Below are 20,291 nucleotides of genomic sequence, written 5' to 3'. Positions count from 1 at the left end.
TGGACAGGGCGAGAAAACGGACGGGAGGCGCGGTGCCAGCTGGCACCGCGCCTCCCGTCCGACCGGTGGTCGCGTTCGCGACCCGCGGTCGCGTCCTCAGGGTCAGTGACCCAGCTTCGCGAGCTCCTCGAACTCGTCGTCGGTCAGCTCGACGGTGGCACCCGCGAGGTTGTCCTCCAGGTGCGCGACGCTCGACGTGCCGGGGATCGGCAGCATCACCGGGGAGCGCTTGAGCAGCCAGGCGAGCGCGAGCTGCGCCGGGGTGGCACCCTTGCGCTCGGCGATCTCGGTGAGCGGCGAGTCCTCGCCGGTCAGGCCACCCGTGGCCAGGGGGAACCACGGGATGAAGCCGATGCCCTGCTCCTCGGACCAGTCGAGCAGCTCCTCGGCGTCACGCTTCTGCAGGTTGTAGAGGTTCTGCACGGAGACGATCGTGGCGATCTCCTGCGCGGCCTTGACCTCGTCGACGGAGACCTCGGACAGGCCGATGTGGCGGATCTTGCCCTCGTCCTGCAGCTTCTTCAGCTCGCCGACCTGGTCCTCGAGCGGGACCTTCGGGTCGATGCGGTGCAGCTGGAACAGGTCGATGCGCTCCAGGCCCAGGCGGCGGAGGCTCATCTCCGCCTCTTGCCGGAGGTACTCCGGGCGGCCGACGGGCGGCCAGACGTTCGGGCCGGTGCGGGTGAGGCCGGCCTTCGTGGCGATGACGACGTCGTCGCCGTAGGGGTGCAGGGCCTCCTTGAGGAGCTCCTCGGCGACGTAGGGGCCGTACGAGTCGGCGGTGTCGAAGAAGTTCACGCCGAGCTCGACGGCGCGCTTGAGGACGCGGATCGCCTCGTCGTGGTCCTTTGGCGGTCCCCAGACGCCGGGGCCGGTGAGCTGCATGGTGCCGTAGCCGAGCCGGTTGACCTCGAGGTCGCCGCCGATGCGGAAGGTGCCGGAGGACGCGGCCGGACGGTTCGTGGTGTCAGTGCCTGTGGTCATGTCCCCGGTCTACGCCCGGTGCGTTGCCGGTCCCTGAGTCGGTGTCCCCCGACCGCTTTCCGGGTTCGCAGGGACTACGGACGGGTGGGCCGCGGGTACGGGGTCTCGCCGCGTTCGAGTCCGCCGACGAGCTTGGTGAGCCGATTCGTCCGCACCGTGGCGTTCGGGGCCGTCGTGATCCGGTGCAGGACGGCGTACCGGTTCGTGGCGTCGAGCTCGGCGAACAGTGCGGCGGCTGCGGGGGCGGCGTCGAGCGCGGCCTGCAGGTCCTCGGGCACCGTGGCCGTGGCGGATCCGGCGTAGGCGCGGTCCCACCGCCCGTCACCCTTGGCGCGCTCGATCTCGGCGTGCCCGCGCTCCCGCATCCGCCCCTCGGCGATGAGTGCCGCGACCAGGCCGAGGTTCCGCTGCGACCACAGCGAGGCCTTCCGGCGCGGGGTGAACCGCTGACGGTAGGTGGTGTCGTCGCGCCCGCGCCGCTGCCCGTCGATCCACCCGGAGCAGAGTGCCTCGTCGAGGGCCGTGTCGTAGGTCAGCGTCGTCGGTTCCGTGACGCCCTTCTTGGCGAGGACGAGCCACACCCCGTCGGGTTCGTGCTCGTGGTCGTCGAGCCAGGCGCGCCACGCGGCGACGTCCGGCAGCACCAGGTCGACGATGTCCATGCGGTCATCGTAGGACCGGCCTGCAGTGGGCCGGGGGCCGTCCGCCGTGGGCCGGTCGAGTTTCGCGCTGAGCGACAGTTCACGGGGTGCGGGACGCGTGCAGTGTCGCTGGGGCCGAAACCCGGACCGCGCGCACCGTGCCCGGGCCGACGTCAGACCCAGTGCGGCTGCGCGAGCACGCCCGCGGGGTCGGCCTGCTCGGCGATGCGGTGCAGACGCGTGGTGTTGTCGCCGAAGTACGCGGACGGGTCGGTGATCGATGCATCGCAGTAGTTCGCGTACGCCGCGTCGCCCCACGCCGGGCGCATCGCCTTCCGGAACCCCCGCACGTACGCATCGAACGGCGCGGGATCCGCCCCGTCCGCGAACACCGCCGTGTACTGCACGGTCATCAGCGCCGACCGCCAGGGGAAGGCCGAGTCCCCTGCGCCGACGTCCGCCACGGCGCCGCCGAGCGCATCGAGGGCGACCCCACCCTCGAGGTTGCCCGTCACGTCACCCGCCGCGGCCGCCTGGGCGACGAGCACGTCGATCTGCCGGTCGGTGAGCTTCGCTGATCCGACCGACGACGTCGCCGCCTCGGACACCCGCTGCGGCTTCCCGGCCAACGCGGACATCGCGGCGCCGTAGGTGAGCACCCGCCCGGTGTGGGCGAGCGGCTTCGCGCCGGTGGCAGCGATGAAACCGTCGACGGAGGTGTCGGCGCCGGTCTTCGATCCGGTCCAGACACCGGTCACCGTGACGGTCGGCGCGGTGTGCCGACTGCCGTTCAGCAGCTTCAGGGACGACCACAGCTTCCGGTCGGCGGTCGGTGCCCAGTCCTGCCAGGCACGCACCACGGCAGCGGCGGCCGACCACGCGAACGTGATCGTGAAGAGCAGGACGGGAGGCGCGGCGTGCGTCCGGAACGTCAGTGCGGTCACGACGCCGACGGTTCCACCGCCCCCACCGCGGCAGGCCCAGAACAGGTCGGGTTCGCGGGACGTCGACACCCGGTGCACGACCCCGTCCGGGGTGACGAGGGTGGCCCCGGTGAGCTGGTCGCAGGTCAGACCGAAGGACCGGACGAGGACGCCGACTCCACCACCCAGGGTCAGTCCGCCGATGCCGACCGTCGGGCACGAGCCGGCGCCGATCGCCCGTCCGGCCTTCGCGAGCTCGGCGTACACGTCGCCGAGCCGGGCACCCGGGCCGATCGTGACGGTCCCGTCGTCGTGCAGGTCGATGCCGTCCAGGTCCTGCGTGCTGATGACCAGCGATCGCGGCACACCGGTGCCGGGCGCTCCGCCGGCCGACCACCCCGTGTAGGAGTGCCCGCCGGCCCGGAGCGCCACCGGCGTCGAGGTGGTCCGGGCGAAGGCGAGGCCGGCCTGCACGTCCGCTGTGTCCGCCGCCCGGAGGATCCCCCGCGGGTCGGCGTCGTCGAAGCGCGGGTTCTCGAGCACACGGGCGTCGTCCCACCCCGCCGCGCCGGACCGCAGCACGGTGCCGGACACCGCGGCGGCCAGGGCATCCCACGAGTCCGGGCCGCGGTCCGGGGAGTCGCTCGGTGCAGGGTCCGGGGTCTGCGAGCGCGTCGGGGCGGCGCTCGGTGACCGGCTGGGCTCGGGCCCCGGCCTGCTGCAGGCGGCGAGGATGCCGGCGACACCGAGACCGACCCCGCCGGCGATGAGCGCGCGGCGCGAGGTGGCGGTCGTCCGGGGGGAGCCTGCTGGTTCGGTCACCGGACCTGTCTACGCCGCGCCACTGCTGATCCGGGTCGCACTCGCCCAGTCGTGCACCCAGTCGGGCACGGTCAGGTCGCGGTCCGCGCCACCCGCGGCCTCGAGCAGGTCCGCGGTCGGCACCGTCCCGCCGGAACGCCGCAGGAACCGGGCCTGCACCACGGCGCGGGCCATCACGGCACCCTGTCGCACGAACGTCTGCTCCAGGTACACGGCACGGTCGTCGACCCCGAGCACGTGGGTGCGGAGCTCGAACCGCTGCCCGAGCGTCAGCGACCGCTTGTACGTGATCGTCTGCGCCGAGACGACGGGGTACCAGCCGTGCTCGGACAGCGCGGCCCAGTACCCGGAGCGGAGCATCAGGTCGAGCCGACCGAGGTCGAGCATCGACAGGTACTTGCCGTTGTTGACGTGCCGCAGGGGGTCGAGGTCGGTCGGGACCACCCGGAACGGCGTCCGCACCTCGTCCCAGAGCGACGCCCGGCGGCGTCCACCGGCCCGAGCGCGCAGACGGGTGCGCAGCTGCAGCAGGAGCAGTCGGAAGTACAGGTTCACGGGACGATCACACCAGTGCGCGGAGCAATCGTGCGAGCACCTTGGAGGAACCTCACGAAGCGCGCGGCCGTCCGCCGACACACCACCAGCCGCTCCCGACAATCGGCGGGCGGTGGGGTCGGGCGGTTCAGCCGGGGAAGCCGCCGCCGGCGCCCGTGATGCCAGGGTGCGCGGACTTGGCGAGCCCCTCGGTCCTGGAGTGCGCAGCTTCGGCTTCGGCCGCGGCGCGTGCGCTGTCACGCGGATCCGACAGGTCTTCGATCGCTTCGAGCGCCTGCCGCCGACGGCGGTTCTGCACCTCGAGCACGACGAGCAGGGTGCCGAGCACGACGACCACGGCGATGACGATCCAGATGACGACCATGACACTCCCCCGAGCCCGGGGCGTCTGCCCCGTCCCTCGCAGCGTAGTGGTGCGGAGGCGGGTACAGCCAGTGCCTCCCGCCGTCAGGGGTACCGGGAGTAGACCTGCAGCATGCAGACACGCAAGCTCGCAGACCTCGAGGTCGGCCCGATCGGCCTCGGAACCATGGGCATGAGCGCCTTCTACACGGGCGCCGGCACCGACGACGACGAGTCGATCCGCACCATCCACCGCGCGATCGACCTCGGCGTCACCCTGTTCGACACCGCCGAGGCGTACGGCCCCTACACGAACGAGGAACTCCTGCGCCGTGCGCTCGAGGGCCGTCGCGACGACGTCGTCATCGCGACCAAGTTCGGCCTGTACCACCACGAGGCCGGTGAGGAGACGCCGACGCAGCAGCGCGGGATCTCCAGCAAGCCCGAGTCCGTGCGCGAGGCGCTCGAGGGTTCACTCCGTCGCCTGGGCACGGACCACATCGACCTCTACTACCAGCACCGCGTCGACCCGGCCGTCCCGATCGAGGACGTCATCGGGCAGCTCGCCGGCTTCGTGCAGGAGGGCAAGATCCGGCACATCGGACTGTCCGAGGCCGGTGCAGAGACCATCCGCAAGGCCCACGCCGTCCACCCGATCACCGCGCTGCAGAGCGAGTACTCGCTGTGGACGCGGGACCCCGAGGGCGACGTGCTCGACACCCTGCGCGAGCTCGGCATCGGCCTGGTGCCGTACTCGCCGCTCGGCCGCGGGTTCCTGACGGGTGCCATCACGAAGCCGTCCGACCTGGACTCCGACGACTTCCGCCTGGCGAACCCGCGCTTCCAGCAGGAGGCGTTCGAGCAGAACATGCGGATCGTCGACGCGGTCAAGGAGATCGCCACCGAGGCCGGCGCCACCCCGGCGCAGGTGTCGCTCGCCTGGCTGCTGGCCCAGGGCGACGACATCGTCCCGATCCCCGGCACGAAGCGGGTCTCCCGCCTCGAGGAGAACGTCGGCGCAGCCGACCTGACCCTCACGGCGGACCAGCTGTCGCGCCTGTCGGCGCTGCCGGTCCCGACCGGTGACCGCTACCCCGACATGTCGACCATCGGTCGGTAGACGCGACCGGATGACGGCCTGGAGGCCCGTGGCGGATCCGTCTCGGGCCTCCCGTCCGTCGTCAGTCGCGTTTGCGGACGCGAGACGCCGGCGTCAGCGCGAGACGCCTCCGAATCCGGCGGCGTTTCGCTGACTCGGCGGCGTCTTCCGAGGACGCCGGCGTCTCAGACCTCGGCGGCGAAGGACGCGGCCCGGACCTGCAGGTCCTCGATGCGCCGGAGGCGCGCTGCCTCGACGTCGTAGCCCTCGTAGGCGGGCGGCGGCAGCTTCCGGACATTCCGCGAGCACTGGAAGTCCTGGCACACCAGGGTGCCGACGGTGTTGCCGTTCCGTCCGGCCGGCCCGGACCGTTTCGCGCTGTAGAACGCGACGTCGTTCGGCAGCTTGACGTCCTGGCACCACGAGCACTGGGCACGGGAGCGGGGCGAGGCCTCGGCCTGCCGGAACAGGATGCCGATCAGGTCGCCGTCCAGGGTCGGCACGACGGCGTACGCACGCCGCCCGATCTTCGGGTCGCGCCAGCCGAGGTAGTCGAGCGCGTCCCAGTCGAGTGTCTCGAAGTCGGCGGGCAGCGTGAGGTCGGACACCTCCTTGCGCGAGGCGTTGACGAAGGACGTGCGGAGGGTCTTCTCCACGATGGGGAGCATGGGTGATCGCTTTCGTGCGGGCCCGGGGCGTGCGGACGCACACCGCACCGGGCGGAGGAGGTCAGGGTTCGACGAGGGCGGCCGCACCCGAGGGCACGACCGAGGGCCTCACGCCCTGATGCCGGCGATACGGGCGCCGACCACCTCCTGGAAGCTCACCCGACCAGCCTACGACCGGGTGTCAACCCCGGCCCGGTCCGCCTGCGGCCGGTTCGGTGTCGCCGTGACCAGGACGACCGAGCCCTCGTACGTCGGGCGGATCCGCAACGACCCGTGCCGCCGGTCCCACTCCCCCGACTCCAGCGCGGTCCGGAGCGCTGCCACCGACCGCCGGACGGTGAACTCGTCGACCAGGCCCCACGCCGGGTCCGCCTGGCGCACCCCGGGGTCGAGCAGTCGCTCGGGGCGGGCGTAGTACGCCTCGGCGAACCCGTCGACGCACGTGAACGGGATCGGCAACGGGGTGCTCGTCACGGTGTCGTCGCCCAGTGCGTCGGCGATCCGCGGCAGTGCCGGGTGGCGACGGGCGTCGGCCGACAGCACCTCGGGCGCGTACTCGGCGAGCCAGGAGCGCTCGATGCAGTCGGGGTCGAACGTCAGGACCACGACGGGGCCCCGGGTCACGCGACGCACCTCGGCGAGCACGCGTTCGAGGTCGTGCCACTCGGGCATCGAGAAGGTCGTCATCGCGGCGTCGAAGGTGTCGTCGGCGAAGGGCAGGTCTCCGGCGGGCTCCACGGCGGTCACGTCGCGATCGGTCGGCGCGTACGAACGGGCAGCGGCACCGGTACCGATGTCGAGCACGGTCCGGGCGTCTCCGAGTGCCTTCGCAACCGCGCGGGCGAACGCGGGTTCGGGCCGGCGGTGCTGCCGGCGGTCCGCATCCCCTGCTGAGCCGTCCGTGGTCCTCGTCACGTCCCCACCCTACGAACCCGCGGGCGCCGGGTCAGTCGACCGACTCGGACTCGGACTCCGACTCGCGCAGGGCCGCGTACTGCTCGGCCCGCTCCGTCGCGGCCCAGCTGCCGAGCAGCGCGAGCGACCGCTCGGACTCGCTGCCCGGTTCGGCCGAGTACGAAAAAAGCGTCAGACCGGGGTCGGCGACCAGGTCGAGCGCCTCGTAGGACAGCCGCAGCTCCCCCACGATCGGGTGGTCGATGCGCTTCTTGCCGGTGCGCTGCATCCGGACGTCGTGGGCGGCCCACCAACCGCGGAACTCCTCGCTCCGGGTGGAGAGCTCACCGACGAGCGTGATGAGCCCCGGCTCGCAGGGGTTCGACACCGCGGCGGTCCGGAGCACGGCTACGGCGTCCTTCGCGGTCTGCGCCCAGTCCGGGAAGAAGTCGCGGGCGGCCGGGTCGAGGAACGTGAAGCGTGCGGTGTTCACCGGGCGTCCGGGGCCGGCGAAGAGCGGTGCGTACAGGGCGCGGCCGAGCTCGTTCGTCGCGACGACGTCCCCGCGCTCGTTCCGCACCCAGGCCGGTGCGCCGGTGATGGCGTCGAGCAGCCGCTGCACGCCGGGGCGCACGCGGGTCGGCACGTTCCGGTGCATGACCTTCGCGCCGGAGTTCGCCAGGCGCGTGAGGTCCCACAGGTGCGCGCGCTCGTCCTCGTCGAGCTGCAGGGCGCTCGCCAGGCCCTCGAGCACGCTGTCCGAGACGCCCTTGAGCGAGCCGCGCTCGAGTCGCGTGTAGTAGTCGACGCTGACGCCGGCGAGCATGGCGACCTCGTGCCGACGCAGCCCGGGCACGCGTCGGACCCCGCCGCCGAACGACGGCATGCCGACCTGCTCGGGGGTGAGCCGCGCCCGCCTGGAGGACAGGAAGTCGCGGATCTCGTTGCGCACGTCGATACCCATGCGACGAGCGTACGTGCCCGGGCCGTGTGTCCGGCAGGCGGGAGGGCCGCGGCGGGGCCGCCGGCCGTCGCTGACTGGTCACGACGTCGCTGACTGGTCACGACACGTCGCGTGCCGTGCGCCGTCCCGTCGCGACCTGTCGGCTGGTGGTGCCGTAGACGACGGCCTGTGACCGCTCGTCGGCGTTTGGCGGGGTGTTGCGACCGCCCGGGGCGGACGGGAGGCGCGGGGCGGCCCCGCCACGCGCCTCCCGTACGCCGTCTGGTCGCGTTCCGTTGCGTGACCGGCCGTGCCCGACCGGTCGCGACACGTCGCGTGCCGCCCGCCGGGTGGTCGCGACCTGTCGGCTGGTGGCGCCGCAGGCGACGGCCTGTGACCGCTCGCCGGCGTCCCGCGGGGTGTTGCGACCGCCTGCGCCACGGGCCTCCCGACCGCCGTGGGGCCGCGGTCAGGACGCGGCGTCGGCTCCGATGCGCACGCGCGCGACGCGGTGACCGTCCATGGCGGTCACCTCGAGGCGGTGTCCGCCGGCCAGGACCACGTCGCCGACCTCGGGCACGCGGTCCAGCTGCACCTGCACGAGCCCACCCACGGTCTCGTAGTCACCGTCGGGCAGGACGGGGCCGCCGTCCGCGGCCAGGTCCTCGAGCACGGTGGCGCCGTCGACGCCGTCGTGCGCCAGCACGGACTCGTCGTACTCGGTGGAGTCCCACTCGTCGCGGATGCGGCCGACGAGGTCCTCGAGCAGCGCCTCGAGCGTGACCATGCCGGCGCTGCCGCCGTACTCGTCGACCACCAGGGCGATCTGGTGGCCGTCGGTGCGCATGTCCGCGATCGCACTCGACAGCGACTTCGTCTCGGGCAGGGCGAGTACCGGCCGGACGAGCGTGGCGACCGGGGCCGAGGGGTCGACCGGACGCAGCAGGTCACGGAGGTGCACGAAGCCCTGGACCTCGTCGCGCCCGCCGGAGGTCACGAGGTACCGGGTGTGCCCGGCAGCGATGGCCTGGTCGGTGGCGTCGGCGACGGAGAGGCCGGCGTCCAGTGTCGACACGTCGTACCAGGGGCGCATCGACTCGCGCAGGATGCGGTCACCGGCGTCCAGGGCGCTGCGGGCGATCCGGCGTCCCTGCTCGTCGACGCCGGTGTGCTCGTCGACCAGGCCGCGGAGCTCCTCGGTGCTCATCGACTCGCTGCGGGCGTCCGGGTCGCCACCGAGCAGTCGCACGACGGTGTCGGTGGACTTCGAGAGCAGCCAGATCACCGGCCGCATCAGCACCGCGAAGCGCTCCAGGGTCGGGGCGACGGCCATCGAGAAGCCCTCGGCGCGCTGCAGGGCGAGGCGCTTCGGTACGAGCTCGCCGAACACGAGCGACAGGTACGCGATGACGAGGGTCATCAGCACCAGCGCGACGGCTTCGGCGGTGCCCTGCTCGAGGCCGAGTCCCTGGAACAGCGGTGCGACGTCGGGTGCGATCGAGGACGCACCGTACGCGGCGGAGAAGAACCCGGCGACGGTCACGCCGATCTGCACGGCGGATAGGAACCGGTTCGGGTCACGGCCGAGCTCGGCGACCCGCATCCCGCGAGGGCCGCGGCGTTCGAGCTGCTGCAGCTGGGATTCGCGGAGGGAGACGAGCGCGATCTCGGCTGCCGCGAAGACCCCGCCGACGAGCACGAAGAGGATGACGAGCCCGAAGGCGATCCAGGTGTCGGCGCCCATCAGCGGGCAGCCGCCTCGGATCGACGACGGGCGGGCGGTCTGTGGGGATCGTCCATGCCTGTGAGTCTGCACAGGCAGACTGGGACATCACCGTGCTGCCGCTCGACAGCGGCTGTGGATCCCGCGTCGTGACGGAGAACGGTCGCTACAGGGTGAGCGAGCGACCGATGCGGGCTTCGAGCCACGCCTCCGGGTCGATCGGCGTGACGCCGTCCATCAGGACCTCGAGGTGCAGGTGCGCACCGGTCGAGACGCCGGAGGACCCGACGAGCCCGATGAACTGCCCGGCAGCGACGGTGTCGCCGACCTTGAGCGGCGAGGAGCCGGGGATCATGTGGCCGTAGAGCGTGGAGACCTGTCGGCCGTCGACCACGTGGTCGATGATGACCGCGTTGCCGTACGAGAAGTAGGTGCCCGAGACCCGGACCTTGCCCGCGGCGACGGCGCCGATCGGCGTGCCCATGCCCGGGGTGAAGTCGAGGCCCTGGTGCAGTGACGAGCACGCGCCGCACGGTGCCGAGCGGTACCCGAAGCCGGAGCTCATCTGCACGGGGCCGGGGAACGGCGAGCGGACCGCGCCGCCGAACGACACGGCGCCTCCGGCGATCGCCGCGGTGTCGGCGGAACCAGCCGTCGTCGTGGTGACGGTCGAGCCACCGCCGACGGTGAACCCGTCACGGTCGAACCCGGCGGACGTGACCGCCTGGGTCACGGCGTAGTCCTGGGTGCGCACGATGGGCGCGATGGTCGAGGTGGCCATCGAGGTGCCAGCGCTCGCGTGTGCGGGCATCGCCGAGGCGGCGAACATCGCGATGGCGGCGGCGGCGCTGGTGAGGGTGATGCGTCCGGCACGGGCCGACCGGGAGGCCCGGGGTGCGCTGGCGACGCGGGTCACCCTGGGTGCGGGGCGGCGGACGACGCGCTGGATGCGGTCGTCGACGTGCTCGGTGGTGGCGCGTGCGGCTGCTGAGCGGCGGCCGGCCGGCTCGGTGGCCGAGGACGCGGTCGCGAGCACGACGGACTTCACCGGCTTGGCGACCTTCGCGGCCTTCGGTGCCTTGGCTGGCTTCGCGACCTTGGCCGGCTTGGCGACCTTCGCGGCCTTGGCCGGCTTCTCGGGCTTGGCGACCTTCGCGGCCGGGGCCGTCTTGCTGCGACGCTGTGGTCCGCGGGCGGCTGCGCGCTCGGCCTCGAGGGCGGCGCGTCGGGACAGGTGCACCACCGGCGTCGCCGGGTGCTGGTCTGGTTCGGGTGCAGTCGTCATGGCCGCCCACCATTCTGCACGACTCTGTCGCTTTGTACAGGCCTTTTCGTGATCTTTTCGTTACCGAGTGCGCTGGGAGGCGCCTGACCACCACGGGCGGAAGCGTCCCCCGAGCCCTTCGCATCGGTACGGTCAGGGGAAAGCGACGGAAGGACCCGCACCATGGCCCGATCGCCGCGTGAGCGGTACGGAACGGTCGACCTGGCGTCGGCCGACGTCGTGCTGGCCGGTACCCAGGAACTCCTGCCCGTGCTCCGGGCTGCGGCCGTGCGCGCCGGGATCGACGCCGCGCGGATGCGGGTCATCGGGGTCGACGACCTGCCGGACCCCGACGAGACCTGGGACGCAGCGCTGGCCGTCATCGCCATCCGCCGCCCCGGTGACGACCCCGCGTTCCACCGGGCGCAGGCGGCTGCCGAGCTCATCGCACCGATGCTCGCGCCGCACGCCGTCCGCATCGTCGTCACGGTGTCCGGGGTGACCCGGCTCGCGCCGAAGCTCGAACGCACCCTGACGTCCGAGGTCCTGCACCAGATCGATGCCGCGTCGGCGTCGTCCGGGTTCCGTCGGCCCTTCCGGCCCCTGCGCATGCGGCTCGGGCTCGCCGGGCTCCGTGCCGCCGGCGTCCGGGTGTTCCGCGTCTCGATCGGCGACTGAGCGGACGCGGAGCAGGTCACCGGGTCGGCGCGCCCCGCAGTTCGAGGGCGATCTGCTCGGCGTCCAGGTTCTGCAGCATCGACTCGAGCACCTCGGCGTCGAACGTGCCGTCGTCGCGGGCGTCGAGGATCGCCGAGCGCTGCGCCTGGAGGACCGCGAGACGCCGCGCCTTCTCACGCCCCATCCAGGCGCGGAGCTCGGCTGGGTCCGCCGCCTCGAGTTCTTCGCGCGAGCCCGGGGGCTGTTCACCGGTGCGCGGTACCTCTTCGGCCGCACTGCGCATGAGCTCGAGCAGACGCTGTCGTTCCTCGGTGTCCTTTGCGGCAGTGTCCGGCGCGGGGGCGGCGATGCGTCGGAGCAGGGGACCGATCGTGCCGCCCTGGACCACCAGGGACAGCAGTGCGACCGCGAAGGCGACGAACACCAGGAGAGAACGCTGCGGGGTGCCCTCCGGCAGGGTCTGCGCAGCTGCGACGGTCACGGCCCCACGCATCCCCGCCCAGACCACGGCGGTGCCCTCGCGCCAGCCCAGCGGTGCCTTCGTGTAGTACGCGATGTCCGCCAAGGTGCGGCGGACGCGAGTCGTGAACCGGTCGAGCTCTCGTTCCGAGGGGGCGCGGTTGCCCGGTCGGTGCTCGCGGATCACCTCGCTCATCGCGTCGCGGTCACCGGCGTGCATCTCGGCGAAGCGCCCCTGCATCCGCTTGCCGCGCTTGGCGCTCGCCGACAGGGCGAGCAGCAGCGGGACGACGTACGCGGCCCGCACGAGCACGGTGAGCACGAGGGCACCGACGGCGATGAGGAGTGCCGGTCCGACACCCGTGTGCTCGTCCTGCACGTCGCCGAGGATGGTCGCGAGTTCGAGTCCCATCGTCAGGAACACCGCGCCCTCGAGCACGAGTTCGATGGTCTGCCAGTTCTGAGCGTCCGACAGCCGGTGCCCCGGAGGGAGCTTGCGCGGCCCGACGATCCCGGTGAACAGGCCCGCGACGACGGCGGCAACGAGTCCGGACCCGCCGAGGTGCTCGGTGGGGACCGCCGCGACGAACGGCACCGCGAAGGACAGCGCTGTGTTCACCGCGGCACCCGGCACGCGCGCGCGGACGAAGACGTTCAGCCAGCCGACGAACCACCCGATGACGACAGCGATGGCCACGGCGCCCGCGAAGTCGCCGAGAGCGCCCCAGAACGAGAACGACGCGGCGGCGGCGACGATGGCGGTGCGCAGGAGCACGAGCGCGGTGGCGTCGTTGAGCAGCGATTCACCGTCGAGGATCGAGATCGCCCGGCGTGACACCGAGGTCTGCTTGACGATCGAGGTGGCGACGGCGTCGGTCGGGCTGACGATCGCGCCGAGGGCGATGCCCCACCAGAAACCGAGGCCCGGGATCACCCAGGCGAAGAACAGCCCGAGCACCAGGCTCGACGCGACGACGAGCAGGACCGACAGGCCGCTGATCGCGCCGAACTCGCGCCGGAAGTTCATCGACGGCATCGACACCGCCGACGAGTACAACAGGGGCGGCAGGACCCCGGCGAGGATCCACTCCGGTTCGATCTCCGTGTGGGGGATGAACGGCAGCAGACTCGCGACGATCCCGACGACGACGAGCACGAGCGGTGCCGCGATCCCGATGCGGGGGCCGAGCACGGCGGCGCCCGCGATGGCGATCAGGGCGATGACACCCACGACGAGGAGTTCGGTCACGGGTCCAGGGTGGCACCACCGGGCGGATCAGGCTCCGTCGGGTCCGGAGCCCTGCGCGGCGCTCGCCTGCACCGACCGGTGTGGAGGAGCAGCGTGCGCGACGACGGAGACACTGCCGACGGCGAGCACGAGCGCCAGCGCTCCGGCGGTGCAGGCCGTCCCGATCTGCCGCAACCGCGATCGGCTGCCACGCTGACGCGGTGCGAACCGCTTCGTGCTCCGCCGGGGTTCGGGGCCGACGAGCCAGGGACCGGAGCCGTCGGTGTCGTACGAGAACGGGCCGGAGCCGTCCGGCGCGTACCGGTAGGGGCCGCTGCCGTCCGAGGCGTAGGCCGACCGCAGGTCCTCCGCCCTCCAGCCGAAGTCGTCCGGGGTCTGCCGTGTGGTGGTCATGCGCGCTCTCCCTCGCTCTGGTGCCGCGGAAGACCAGTCCACGCACCGTTCCTATGTGTCGACAGTGCGCCTCCAGGGTGTCGGCCGAGCATCTGCCGCGCGGAAGCGGGGGCCATGTATCTTGATGTCGAGACATCCTGCGCCACGAGTACCGTGGACGTACCGACGGTCGAACAAGGGAGTACCCGCCAGCATGGCCAAGATCATCTACACCCTCACGGACGAGGCGCCGTTCCTCGCCACCCACTCCTTCCTCCCGGTCATCCAGGCCTTCGCCGGCACCGCGGGTGTCGACGTCGAGACCCGCGACATCTCGCTCGCCGGCCGGATCATCGCCCAGTTCCCGGAGCGGCTCACCGACGAGCAGCGCCTGGACGACGCCCTCGCCGAGCTCGGCGACCTGGCGAAGACCCCCGAGGCGAACATCATCAAGCTGCCGAACATCTCGGCGTCGATCCCCCAGCTCAAGGTCGCGATCAAGGAACTGCAGGCGCAGGGCTACGACCTGCCCGACTACCCGGACGAGGCCACGACCGACGAGCAGCGCGACGTCCGCGCCCGCTACGGCCGTGTCCAGGGCAGCGCCGTCAACCCGGTGCTGCGCGAGGGCAACTCCGACCGCCGCGCACCCCTGTCGGTCAAGAACTACGCCCGCAAGCACCCGCACCGCATGGGCGCCTGGTCGCGTGACTCGAAGACGAACGTCAGCACCATGGGCGTCGACGACTTCCGCTCGAACGAGAAGTCCTGGATCGCCCCCGCCGACGACGTCCTGACGATCACCTTCGTGGCCGAGGACGGCGGCGAGCAGGTCCTCAAGCAGTCGATCCCCGTCCTGCAGGGCGAGGTCGTCGACGGCACCGTGCTGCACGTGGCCGCACTCGAGTCGTTCCTGCGCGAGCAGATCGAGCGCGCCGCGGCCGAGGACGTCCTGTTCTCCGTGCACCTCAAGGCCACGATGATGAAGATCTCGGACCCGATCATCTTCGGGCACGTCATCAAGGCGTTCTTCCCGTCGGTGTTCGAGCGCTACGGCGCCGACCTCGCCGCCGCAGGCCTGACCCCGAACGACGGCCTCGGCTCGATCCTCGCCGGCCTCGCTGCGCTGCCGAACGGCGCCGAGATCGAGCGTGCCTTCAAGCAGGGCATCGCCGACGGCCCCGAGCTCGCCATGGTCGACTCGGACAAGGGCATCACGAACCTGCACGTGCCGAGCGACGTCATCGTCGACGCGTCGATGCCCGCGATGATCCGCACCTCGGGGCACATGTGGGGCCCGGACGGCGACGAGCACGACACCCTCGCCGTCATCCCCGACTCGAGCTACGCCGGCATCTACCAGGCCGTGCTCGACGACTGCCGCGCCCACGGCGCCTTCGACCCGTCGACGATGGGTTCCGTGCCCAACGTCGGCCTGATGGCGCAGAAGGCCGAGGAGTACGGCTCGCACGACAAGACCTTCGAGCTCCCCGGCGCCGGTGTGGTCCGCGTCACGACCGCCTCGGGCGACGTCGTCATCGAGCACGACGTCGAGCCCGGTGACATCTGGCGCGCCTGCCAGACCAAGGACGTCGCCATCCGCGACTGGGTGAAGCTCGCCGTCACCCGCGCCCGTGCCTCCGCGACGCCCGCCGTGTTCTGGCTCGACGAGACCCGCGCGCACGACGCGAACCTCATCGGGCTCGTCCGCGAGTACCTCGGCGAGCACGACACCGACGGCCTGCAGATCGAGATCCTCGCGCCCGAGGACGCCATGCGCTTCTCGCTCGAGCGCATCCGCCGCGGCGAGGACACCATCTCGGTCACCGGCAACGTCCTGCGCGACTACCTGACGGACCTGTTCCCGATCATGGAGCTCGGCACCTCGGCGAAGATGCTCTCCGTCGTCCCGCTGCTGGGCGGTGGCGGCCTGTTCGAGACCGGTGCCGGTGGTTCCGCGCCGAAGCACGTGCAGCAGCTCGTGCAGCAGAACTACCTGCGCTGGGACAGCCTGGGCGAGTTCCTCGCACTGGCGGTCAGCCTCGAGCACCTCGCCGGTGTGACGGGCAACGAGCGGGCGAAGATCCTGGGCGAGACCCTCGACCGGGCCACCGGGACGTTCCTCGAGCAGGACAAGTCCCCGGGTCGCAAGCTCGGCTCGATCGACAACCGCGGCAGCCACTTCTACCTGGCGAAGTACTGGGCCGAAGAGCTCGCGGCGCAGACCCAGGACACCGAGCTCGCGGCGTCGTTCGCGGACCTCGCGGCGAAGCTCGGTGAGCAGGAGCACACCATCGTCGACGAGCTCGTCTCGGTGCAGGGCCACCCGGCCGACATCGGCGGCTACTACCGCCCCGACGACGCCAAGACGAGCGCGGTCATGCGTCCGTCCGCCACGTTGAACGCGGCGCTGGCAGCGCTCTAGCAGCGACCGACCCCCGGACAGGAGGCCCGGTGCCAGCTGGCACCGGGCCTCCCGTCCGTCCGTGGTCGCGACCACGGCCGCGCTTCGTGAGCAGCAGTGGTCGCGTCCGCACCACGAACCCGACCATTCCTGCTCAGGAAGTGACAGGGGACGCGCGGGGCGTCAGCCGCGGGGCGGCACGGGTGGGCCCGCGGCCAGCAACCCGGTGAAGACCAGGGCGACGGCCACGACCCCGATGCCCGCGGCCACGGCGGGCCGACGCACCACGAAGAACAGCAGACGGTCCCAGAAGCCCGAGTGGGCGTCCGGCGAGCGGCGCCAGGAGCCCTCGAGCATGCCGCGGCGGGCGACCGCGACCTCGAACGGCACCGTGGCGTACGGCACGACGGCACTGGCCCAGCCGAGCACGAGCGCCCCGAACGACCACCGCTGGTTCACCGCCACGACCGTCGTGACCACCAGGTACGCCAGGAACACGAAGCCGTGCACCCCACCGCCGATGCGGACGCCCCAGTCGCCGGCGTCCAAGCCGTACTTGAGCACCATCCCGAGGATGAGCAGGGTCCAGGTCACGAGTTCGGCGACCGCGGCGGCGCGGAACAGGGAGCGCGGAGTCATGGCCTCCATGGTGGCGGACCCGGTTGACAGACAGCAGGACGCCCGACCCTCGGGGCACCCCACGGACAGCAGGACGCCCCGGGCCGATCGACCCGGGGCGTCCTCTGCTGTCGGGTCAGCGCCGCACGACCACCGTCTGGCCCAGGCGGTTCACGCCGGCGCGCGCGTCCCACGTGCCGGTGTTCGCGGTCTGGATCGCGAAGGCCGGGTTCGACGCCACCGAGCGCTCGGGCGCCGGCAGCGCGAGGGCGACGTCCCAGCGGCCCTTCGGCAGGTGTGCGAGCGACGCCCGGACGGTCACGGTCCGTCCCGGCTGCCACGAGGACGCGTCGGCGCGAACCGGCACGGTGACTCTGCGGTGCCCGTCGGTCAGGACGAGCTGCACCGGGCGGCTGTTGTACGGCGCCGCCCAGCCGTCGTTCCGCACCGACACCGCGACCGACGGCGTGCGACCGGTGGTGACGGTGCTCGAGGTCATCGTGAAGCGGTAGCCGAGCTTCTTCGCCGCGTCGGTCATGCCGTCCGCGCCCCAGGTCGCCAGGACGTCCCTGTTGTAGTCGAGGTTGAGGTAGCTGTAGTGGTACTTCGCCATCTCTGCCGAGGCGGACGGGTACTCGGACCGCGGCGCGTTCACGGCGCAGGTCTCGCCACCGACGGGGACGTACCGCGACTCGGCGGCCAGGTAGTCCTGGTCGAGTGACAGCGGATCGCTCAGGAACGTGCCGAAGTCGTCCGGCGAGGCGAGGAAGCAGTCGTTGTGGTGCCCGATCCGCGACGCTGCCGACCCGTCGTGCGCCTGCGCCGGGGTGAGTGCCCCGGCCGTGCCGGACGGTGTGCGGAGTGCGTCCTGCTTCATCTGCATCGTGCGGACCTGGACCGAGCGGCTGGACGGCAGGGCCGCGAGTTCGGCCTGCAGGACCTGCCGTCGGGCGTCCTTGTCGGCCTCGGTCAGCACGCCCGGGTTCGCCGGGTCGCTGGCGAAGTGGTCGGTGTAGTAGCCCTCGCCCCAGAGCCCGATGAACCCCTGCTGCAGGGTCGGGATGACGTCGGCGTTCCGGCGGAGCGTCGGGGTGAGCTGCTGGATGTGCGCGAGCACGGTCGGCAGGTCGGCGTCGCCGTAGGGCGCCGAGTACGGGTACGCGCCGCCCTGCACGTACGCGAACCGGGTGATCACACCCACCCCGGCCGCACGTGCGGTGTCGTAGTCGCGCTGCACGAGCCGCAGCCAGGCCGGGCTGAGTTGCCGCTGCTGGACGAACGCCTCCATGTAGAACACCCGGACGACCTGGGTGACCCCCTCGGCGCGGTAGCCGCGGAGCGTCGCGGCGTCGAGCGGCGTGTACCCGGTGCCGTCGGCGCGGTAGTGCGTCTCGGTGGTGTGGTCGAACCCGCGCGAGGGGTTCGGGATGACCGCGTCGCTCGCCGTGTAGGTCACGGTCGAGGTGGTCGCGGTCCGTGTCGGGTGGTGGCCGGTGGGCGACGACGCCCACGCGGTGGTCGGTACGGCGAGTGCGAGTGCCGCCGCGAGTGCGACGGTGGTGATGGTGCGGTGCTGCATCGGACGAGCCCCTGTCCTCGGCGCGGACGGTGATCGGCGCCCCCTGGCGCTGCCGTCCTGCGCGAATGTGATCTGAAGGTAGGGCAAACGATCAGAAAACGCCAGTGGATGCGCGAACCGAGCACGGGTAGCGTTGCCTGCATGTCGCCGTCGACCGAGAACCGTCCCCTGAACATCGTCGTCTGGAACGAGAACGTGCACGAGACCCGCGGTGACGCGACGGTCATCGGGCACTACCCCGACGGCATGCACACCGTGATCGCCGAGGCGCTCCGGCAGCTGCAGCCCGGGGCCGACGTCTCCACCGCCACCCTGCAGGAACCCGACCACGGCATCACCGCCGAACGGCTGGCCACCACGGACGTGCTGTTCTGGTGGGGCCACGCCGCCCACGACGAGGTGAGCGACGCCGTCGTCGACCTGGTCGTCGACGCCGTGCACGCCGGCATGGGCCTGGTGGTGCTGCACTCCGGCCACTACTCCAAGCCGTTCAAGCGCCTGATGGGCACGACCTGCTCGCTGAAGTGGCGGAACGACGGCGAGCGCGAACTCGTCTGGACCGTCGCGCCCGAGCACCCGATCGCCGCCGGGGTCCCGCACCCGATCGTCATCGACCGACAGGAGATGTACGGCGAGTACTTCGACATCCCGCGCCCCGACGAAGAGGTGTTCCTGTCGACCTTCGCGGGCGGCGAGGTCTTCCGCTCCGGCGTCGCGTACCGCCGGGGGCTCGGCAAGGTCTTCTACTTCTCGCCCGGCGACCAGGAGTACCCCGTGTACCACCACCCGGACATCCAGCGCGTGCTGTCGAACGCCGCCGCCTGGGCAGCCCCGGTCTCCGAGCGCCGCGAACTGACCGCCGACCCCCACCCGCGGGACTGGTTCCTGTCGGACGATAGGGGTAGACAGGTCGGGTGACCAACCATCTCGACGGTGCGCACAGGCGCACCGCGGTGATCGAGGCGCTCGCCATCTTGGGATCAGGACCCGAGGAGCGCTTCGACCGCATCACCCGCATGGCCCACGAGGCGTTCGACGTCCCGTTGACCTTCCTCAACCTCGTCCACCACGACCTCGTCACCACGCAGTCGACCTTCGGCTGGCACCAGGGATCGAGTGTCCCCGCCAGCGAGCAGTTCTGCGCGTCGACCGTGCTCACCCGCGAACCGATGGTGATCCCGGACGCGTCGCTCGACGCCCGGTTCGCGCACACGGCGGCGGTGGCGGAGCACGGCATCCGGTTCTACGCGGGCGCACCGTTGACCATGGTCGACGGCACCCGGGTGGGCACGCTGTGCCTGATGGACGCGGTGCCGCGCACGTTCTCGCCGGACGACGTCGCCCTGCTGGGTGACCTGGCCCGGTGGGCGGAGCGCGAGCTCGGCGTCGCCATCGACCGCGGACGGGTCCGTCGGGTGCTCGACGGCCTGGTGCCGGACCCGGTCGCGGTGCCGGGGTGGGACCTCGACGTCCTGGTGGCACAGCACGACGACGGCGGGGGTGACATCGCCGACTGGCGCGTCGCACCGGACGGTGCACTGCACGTCACCGTCGGCCGGGTGAGCGCGGCCGGCCCGGCGTCGGGCCTGCTCGCCGCGGCGGTCCGCGGTGCCGTGGCGGCACGGACCGGTTCGGCCATGTCGGACGCGATCGTCGGCCTGGAGGCGCAGGTCACCGCCGACCTGTCGGCTGCGGCCGCCGTCGGCTCGCTCTTCCACCTGCGGCTCGACCCCACGTCGGGTCACGTCGACTTCGGCGACGCCGGCCACGGCCTGGCGGTGCTCGTCCCCGCCGACGGTCCGGCCCGCGTCCTGCACCCGCTCGACCTGCCGCTCGGGCTGCAGCCGGAGTCGATCCCGCGGTCGCCCGGGGCGCTCGACCTGGAACCCGGAGACCGGCTGGCGATCTGCACCCAGGGCGTCCTGACGCTGGACGGGCTCCGGCACCTGGACGACCTCGCCGCGCTGGTGCTCTCGGCTCCGGACGGCGCCACGGCGGTCGAACGGGTGCGCACGGCGATCCCCACGGACGCCGCGGTCGACGTCACGCTGGTGGTGCTCACACGGCACTGAGC

General features: G+C 72.0%; 19 protein-coding genes. 5 read left to right on the top strand and 14 right to left on the bottom strand.

Features of this window, described 5'->3' with window-relative positions; all coding sequences use genetic code 11:
- Positions 1-102 precede the first annotated feature (102 nt).
- From ABRP24_RS03140 to ABRP24_RS03120, 5 genes are all read right to left on the bottom strand, one after another.
- Positions 103-984, bottom strand: a complete 882-nt coding sequence (locus ABRP24_RS03140) for an aldo/keto reductase (protein ID WP_027466858.1) — start codon at positions 982-984, stop codon at positions 103-105.
- Between the two features lie 74 nt (positions 985-1,058).
- The gene (locus ABRP24_RS03135; protein WP_027466857.1) at positions 1,059-1,646 is read right to left on the bottom strand and encodes a YdeI family protein; all 588 of its coding nucleotides are present in this window, start codon (positions 1,644-1,646) and stop codon (positions 1,059-1,061) included.
- 152 nt (positions 1,647-1,798) lie between these two features.
- On the bottom strand, positions 1,799-3,370 hold the full coding sequence (locus tag ABRP24_RS03130) for an FAD-binding protein (RefSeq protein WP_349847611.1): 1,572 nt from the start codon (positions 3,368-3,370) through the stop codon (positions 1,799-1,801).
- Positions 3,371-3,379: 9 nt separating this feature from the next.
- On the bottom strand, positions 3,380-3,925 hold the full coding sequence (locus ABRP24_RS03125; protein WP_349847612.1) for an acyl-CoA thioesterase: 546 nt from the start codon (positions 3,923-3,925) through the stop codon (positions 3,380-3,382).
- Between the two features lie 127 nt (positions 3,926-4,052).
- Positions 4,053-4,289 carry a hypothetical protein gene (locus ABRP24_RS03120; RefSeq protein ID WP_027466854.1) on the bottom strand — a complete coding sequence of 79 codons (237 nt, stop codon included), beginning with the start codon at positions 4,287-4,289 and terminating at the stop codon, positions 4,053-4,055.
- Positions 4,290-4,400: 111 nt separating this feature from the next.
- Between ABRP24_RS03120 and ABRP24_RS03115 the strand changes: the two genes are divergently transcribed.
- The gene (locus ABRP24_RS03115; RefSeq protein ID WP_071248528.1) at positions 4,401-5,387 is read left to right on the top strand and encodes an aldo/keto reductase; all 987 of its coding nucleotides are present in this window, start codon (positions 4,401-4,403) and stop codon (positions 5,385-5,387) included.
- 164 nt (positions 5,388-5,551) lie between these two features.
- On the opposite strand, the gene ABRP24_RS03110 is transcribed toward ABRP24_RS03115, so the two are convergent.
- The 5 genes from ABRP24_RS03110 to ABRP24_RS03090 form a co-directional block, all read right to left on the bottom strand.
- Positions 5,552-6,034: an FBP domain-containing protein gene (locus ABRP24_RS03110; RefSeq protein WP_071406263.1), complete on the bottom strand. Its 483-nt coding sequence runs from the start codon at positions 6,032-6,034 to the stop codon at positions 5,552-5,554.
- 168 nt (positions 6,035-6,202) lie between these two features.
- Complete coding sequence (locus tag ABRP24_RS03105) at positions 6,203-6,949, bottom strand: methyltransferase domain-containing protein (RefSeq protein ID WP_349847613.1); 747 nt, start codon at positions 6,947-6,949, stop codon at positions 6,203-6,205.
- 31 nt (positions 6,950-6,980) lie between these two features.
- Positions 6,981-7,892 (bottom strand): helix-turn-helix transcriptional regulator, encoded by a 912-nt coding sequence (locus ABRP24_RS03100; RefSeq protein WP_071406260.1) that lies wholly within the window; start codon positions 7,890-7,892, stop codon positions 6,981-6,983.
- A gap of 448 nt (positions 7,893-8,340) precedes the next feature.
- Complete coding sequence (locus ABRP24_RS03095) at positions 8,341-9,615, bottom strand: hemolysin family protein (protein WP_301566074.1); 1,275 nt, start codon at positions 9,613-9,615, stop codon at positions 8,341-8,343.
- 145 nt (positions 9,616-9,760) lie between these two features.
- Positions 9,761-10,879, bottom strand: coding sequence for a M23 family metallopeptidase (locus tag ABRP24_RS03090; RefSeq protein ID WP_349847614.1), 1,119 nt, complete (start codon positions 10,877-10,879; stop codon positions 9,761-9,763).
- 162 nt (positions 10,880-11,041) lie between these two features.
- Here ABRP24_RS03090 and ABRP24_RS03085 point away from each other — a divergent pair, with 162 nt between their 5' ends.
- Positions 11,042-11,536 (top strand): hypothetical protein, encoded by a 495-nt coding sequence (locus ABRP24_RS03085; protein WP_111056500.1) that lies wholly within the window; start codon positions 11,042-11,044, stop codon positions 11,534-11,536.
- Positions 11,537-11,552: 16 nt separating this feature from the next.
- On the opposite strand, the gene ABRP24_RS03080 is transcribed toward ABRP24_RS03085, so the two are convergent.
- Positions 11,553-13,244, bottom strand: a complete 1,692-nt coding sequence (locus tag ABRP24_RS03080) for a sodium:proton antiporter (protein ID WP_176709573.1) — start codon at positions 13,242-13,244, stop codon at positions 11,553-11,555.
- 27 nt (positions 13,245-13,271) lie between these two features.
- On the bottom strand, positions 13,272-13,637 hold the full coding sequence (locus ABRP24_RS03075; RefSeq protein WP_349847615.1) for a hypothetical protein: 366 nt from the start codon (positions 13,635-13,637) through the stop codon (positions 13,272-13,274).
- A gap of 193 nt (positions 13,638-13,830) precedes the next feature.
- Here ABRP24_RS03075 and ABRP24_RS03070 point away from each other — a divergent pair, with 193 nt between their 5' ends.
- Positions 13,831-16,041, top strand: coding sequence for an NADP-dependent isocitrate dehydrogenase (locus ABRP24_RS03070; protein ID WP_349847616.1), 2,211 nt, complete (start codon positions 13,831-13,833; stop codon positions 16,039-16,041).
- Positions 16,042-16,203: 162 nt separating this feature from the next.
- Here the strand turns inward: ABRP24_RS03070 and ABRP24_RS03065 are convergent, their stop codons facing one another.
- Together ABRP24_RS03065 and ABRP24_RS03060 are read right to left on the bottom strand one after the other, a co-directional pair.
- Positions 16,204-16,659, bottom strand: coding sequence for a DUF3817 domain-containing protein (locus tag ABRP24_RS03065; protein WP_301628804.1), 456 nt, complete (start codon positions 16,657-16,659; stop codon positions 16,204-16,206).
- 115 nt (positions 16,660-16,774) lie between these two features.
- Complete coding sequence (locus ABRP24_RS03060) at positions 16,775-18,217, bottom strand: DUF4832 domain-containing protein (protein WP_301628803.1); 1,443 nt, start codon at positions 18,215-18,217, stop codon at positions 16,775-16,777.
- Positions 18,218-18,358: 141 nt separating this feature from the next.
- Between ABRP24_RS03060 and ABRP24_RS03055 the strand changes: the two genes are divergently transcribed.
- Both ABRP24_RS03055 and ABRP24_RS03050 read left to right on the top strand, forming a co-directional pair.
- A complete protein-coding gene (locus ABRP24_RS03055; RefSeq protein WP_232536545.1) occupies positions 18,359-19,135 on the top strand; it encodes a ThuA domain-containing protein in 777 nt (258 codons plus the stop codon).
- A complete protein-coding gene (locus ABRP24_RS03050; protein ID WP_301566069.1) occupies positions 19,132-20,289 on the top strand; it encodes a PP2C family protein-serine/threonine phosphatase in 1,158 nt (385 codons plus the stop codon). The genes ABRP24_RS03055 and ABRP24_RS03050 overlap by 4 nt, the downstream gene beginning before the upstream one ends.
- Positions 20,290-20,291 lie beyond the last annotated feature (2 nt).

It is taken from the genome of Curtobacterium sp. WHRI 8282, from assembly GCF_040223925.2.
Taxonomy (GTDB): Bacteria; Actinomycetota; Actinomycetes; order Actinomycetales; family Microbacteriaceae; genus Curtobacterium; species Curtobacterium flaccumfaciens.
The sequence above is the reverse complement of the archived record's forward strand: the minus strand, read 5'-3'. Positions and strand labels throughout refer to the sequence as shown.

Bases quoted from the DNA above. Each gene is read 5' to 3' on its own strand.
- ABRP24_RS03110 (WP_071406263.1), bottom strand. From the start codon at position 6,034: ATGCTCCCCATCGTGGAGAAGACCCTCCGCACGTCCTTCGTCAACGCC.
- ABRP24_RS03120 (WP_027466854.1), bottom strand. From the start codon at position 4,289: ATGGTCGTCATCTGGATCGTCATCGCCGTGGTCGTCGTGCTCGGCACC.
- ABRP24_RS03100 (WP_071406260.1), bottom strand. From the start codon at position 7,892: ATGGGTATCGACGTGCGCAACGAGATCCGCGACTTCCTGTCCTCCAGG.
- ABRP24_RS03115 (WP_071248528.1), top strand. From the start codon at position 4,401: ATGCAGACACGCAAGCTCGCAGACCTCGAGGTCGGCCCGATCGGCCTC.
- ABRP24_RS03135 (WP_027466857.1), bottom strand. From the start codon at position 1,646: ATGGACATCGTCGACCTGGTGCTGCCGGACGTCGCCGCGTGGCGCGCC.
- ABRP24_RS03095 (WP_301566074.1), bottom strand. From the start codon at position 9,615: ATGGGCGCCGACACCTGGATCGCCTTCGGGCTCGTCATCCTCTTCGTG.
- ABRP24_RS03090 (WP_349847614.1), bottom strand. From the start codon at position 10,879: ATGACGACTGCACCCGAACCAGACCAGCACCCGGCGACGCCGGTGGTG.
- ABRP24_RS03075 (WP_349847615.1), bottom strand. From the start codon at position 13,637: ATGACCACCACACGGCAGACCCCGGACGACTTCGGCTGGAGGGCGGAG.
- ABRP24_RS03085 (WP_111056500.1), top strand. From the start codon at position 11,042: ATGGCCCGATCGCCGCGTGAGCGGTACGGAACGGTCGACCTGGCGTCG.
- ABRP24_RS03065 (WP_301628804.1), bottom strand. From the start codon at position 16,659: ATGACTCCGCGCTCCCTGTTCCGCGCCGCCGCGGTCGCCGAACTCGTG.
- ABRP24_RS03140 (WP_027466858.1), bottom strand. From the start codon at position 984: ATGACCACAGGCACTGACACCACGAACCGTCCGGCCGCGTCCTCCGGC.
- ABRP24_RS03070 (WP_349847616.1), top strand. From the start codon at position 13,831: ATGGCCAAGATCATCTACACCCTCACGGACGAGGCGCCGTTCCTCGCC.
- ABRP24_RS03060 (WP_301628803.1), bottom strand. From the start codon at position 18,217: ATGCAGCACCGCACCATCACCACCGTCGCACTCGCGGCGGCACTCGCA.
- ABRP24_RS03055 (WP_232536545.1), top strand. From the start codon at position 18,359: ATGTCGCCGTCGACCGAGAACCGTCCCCTGAACATCGTCGTCTGGAAC.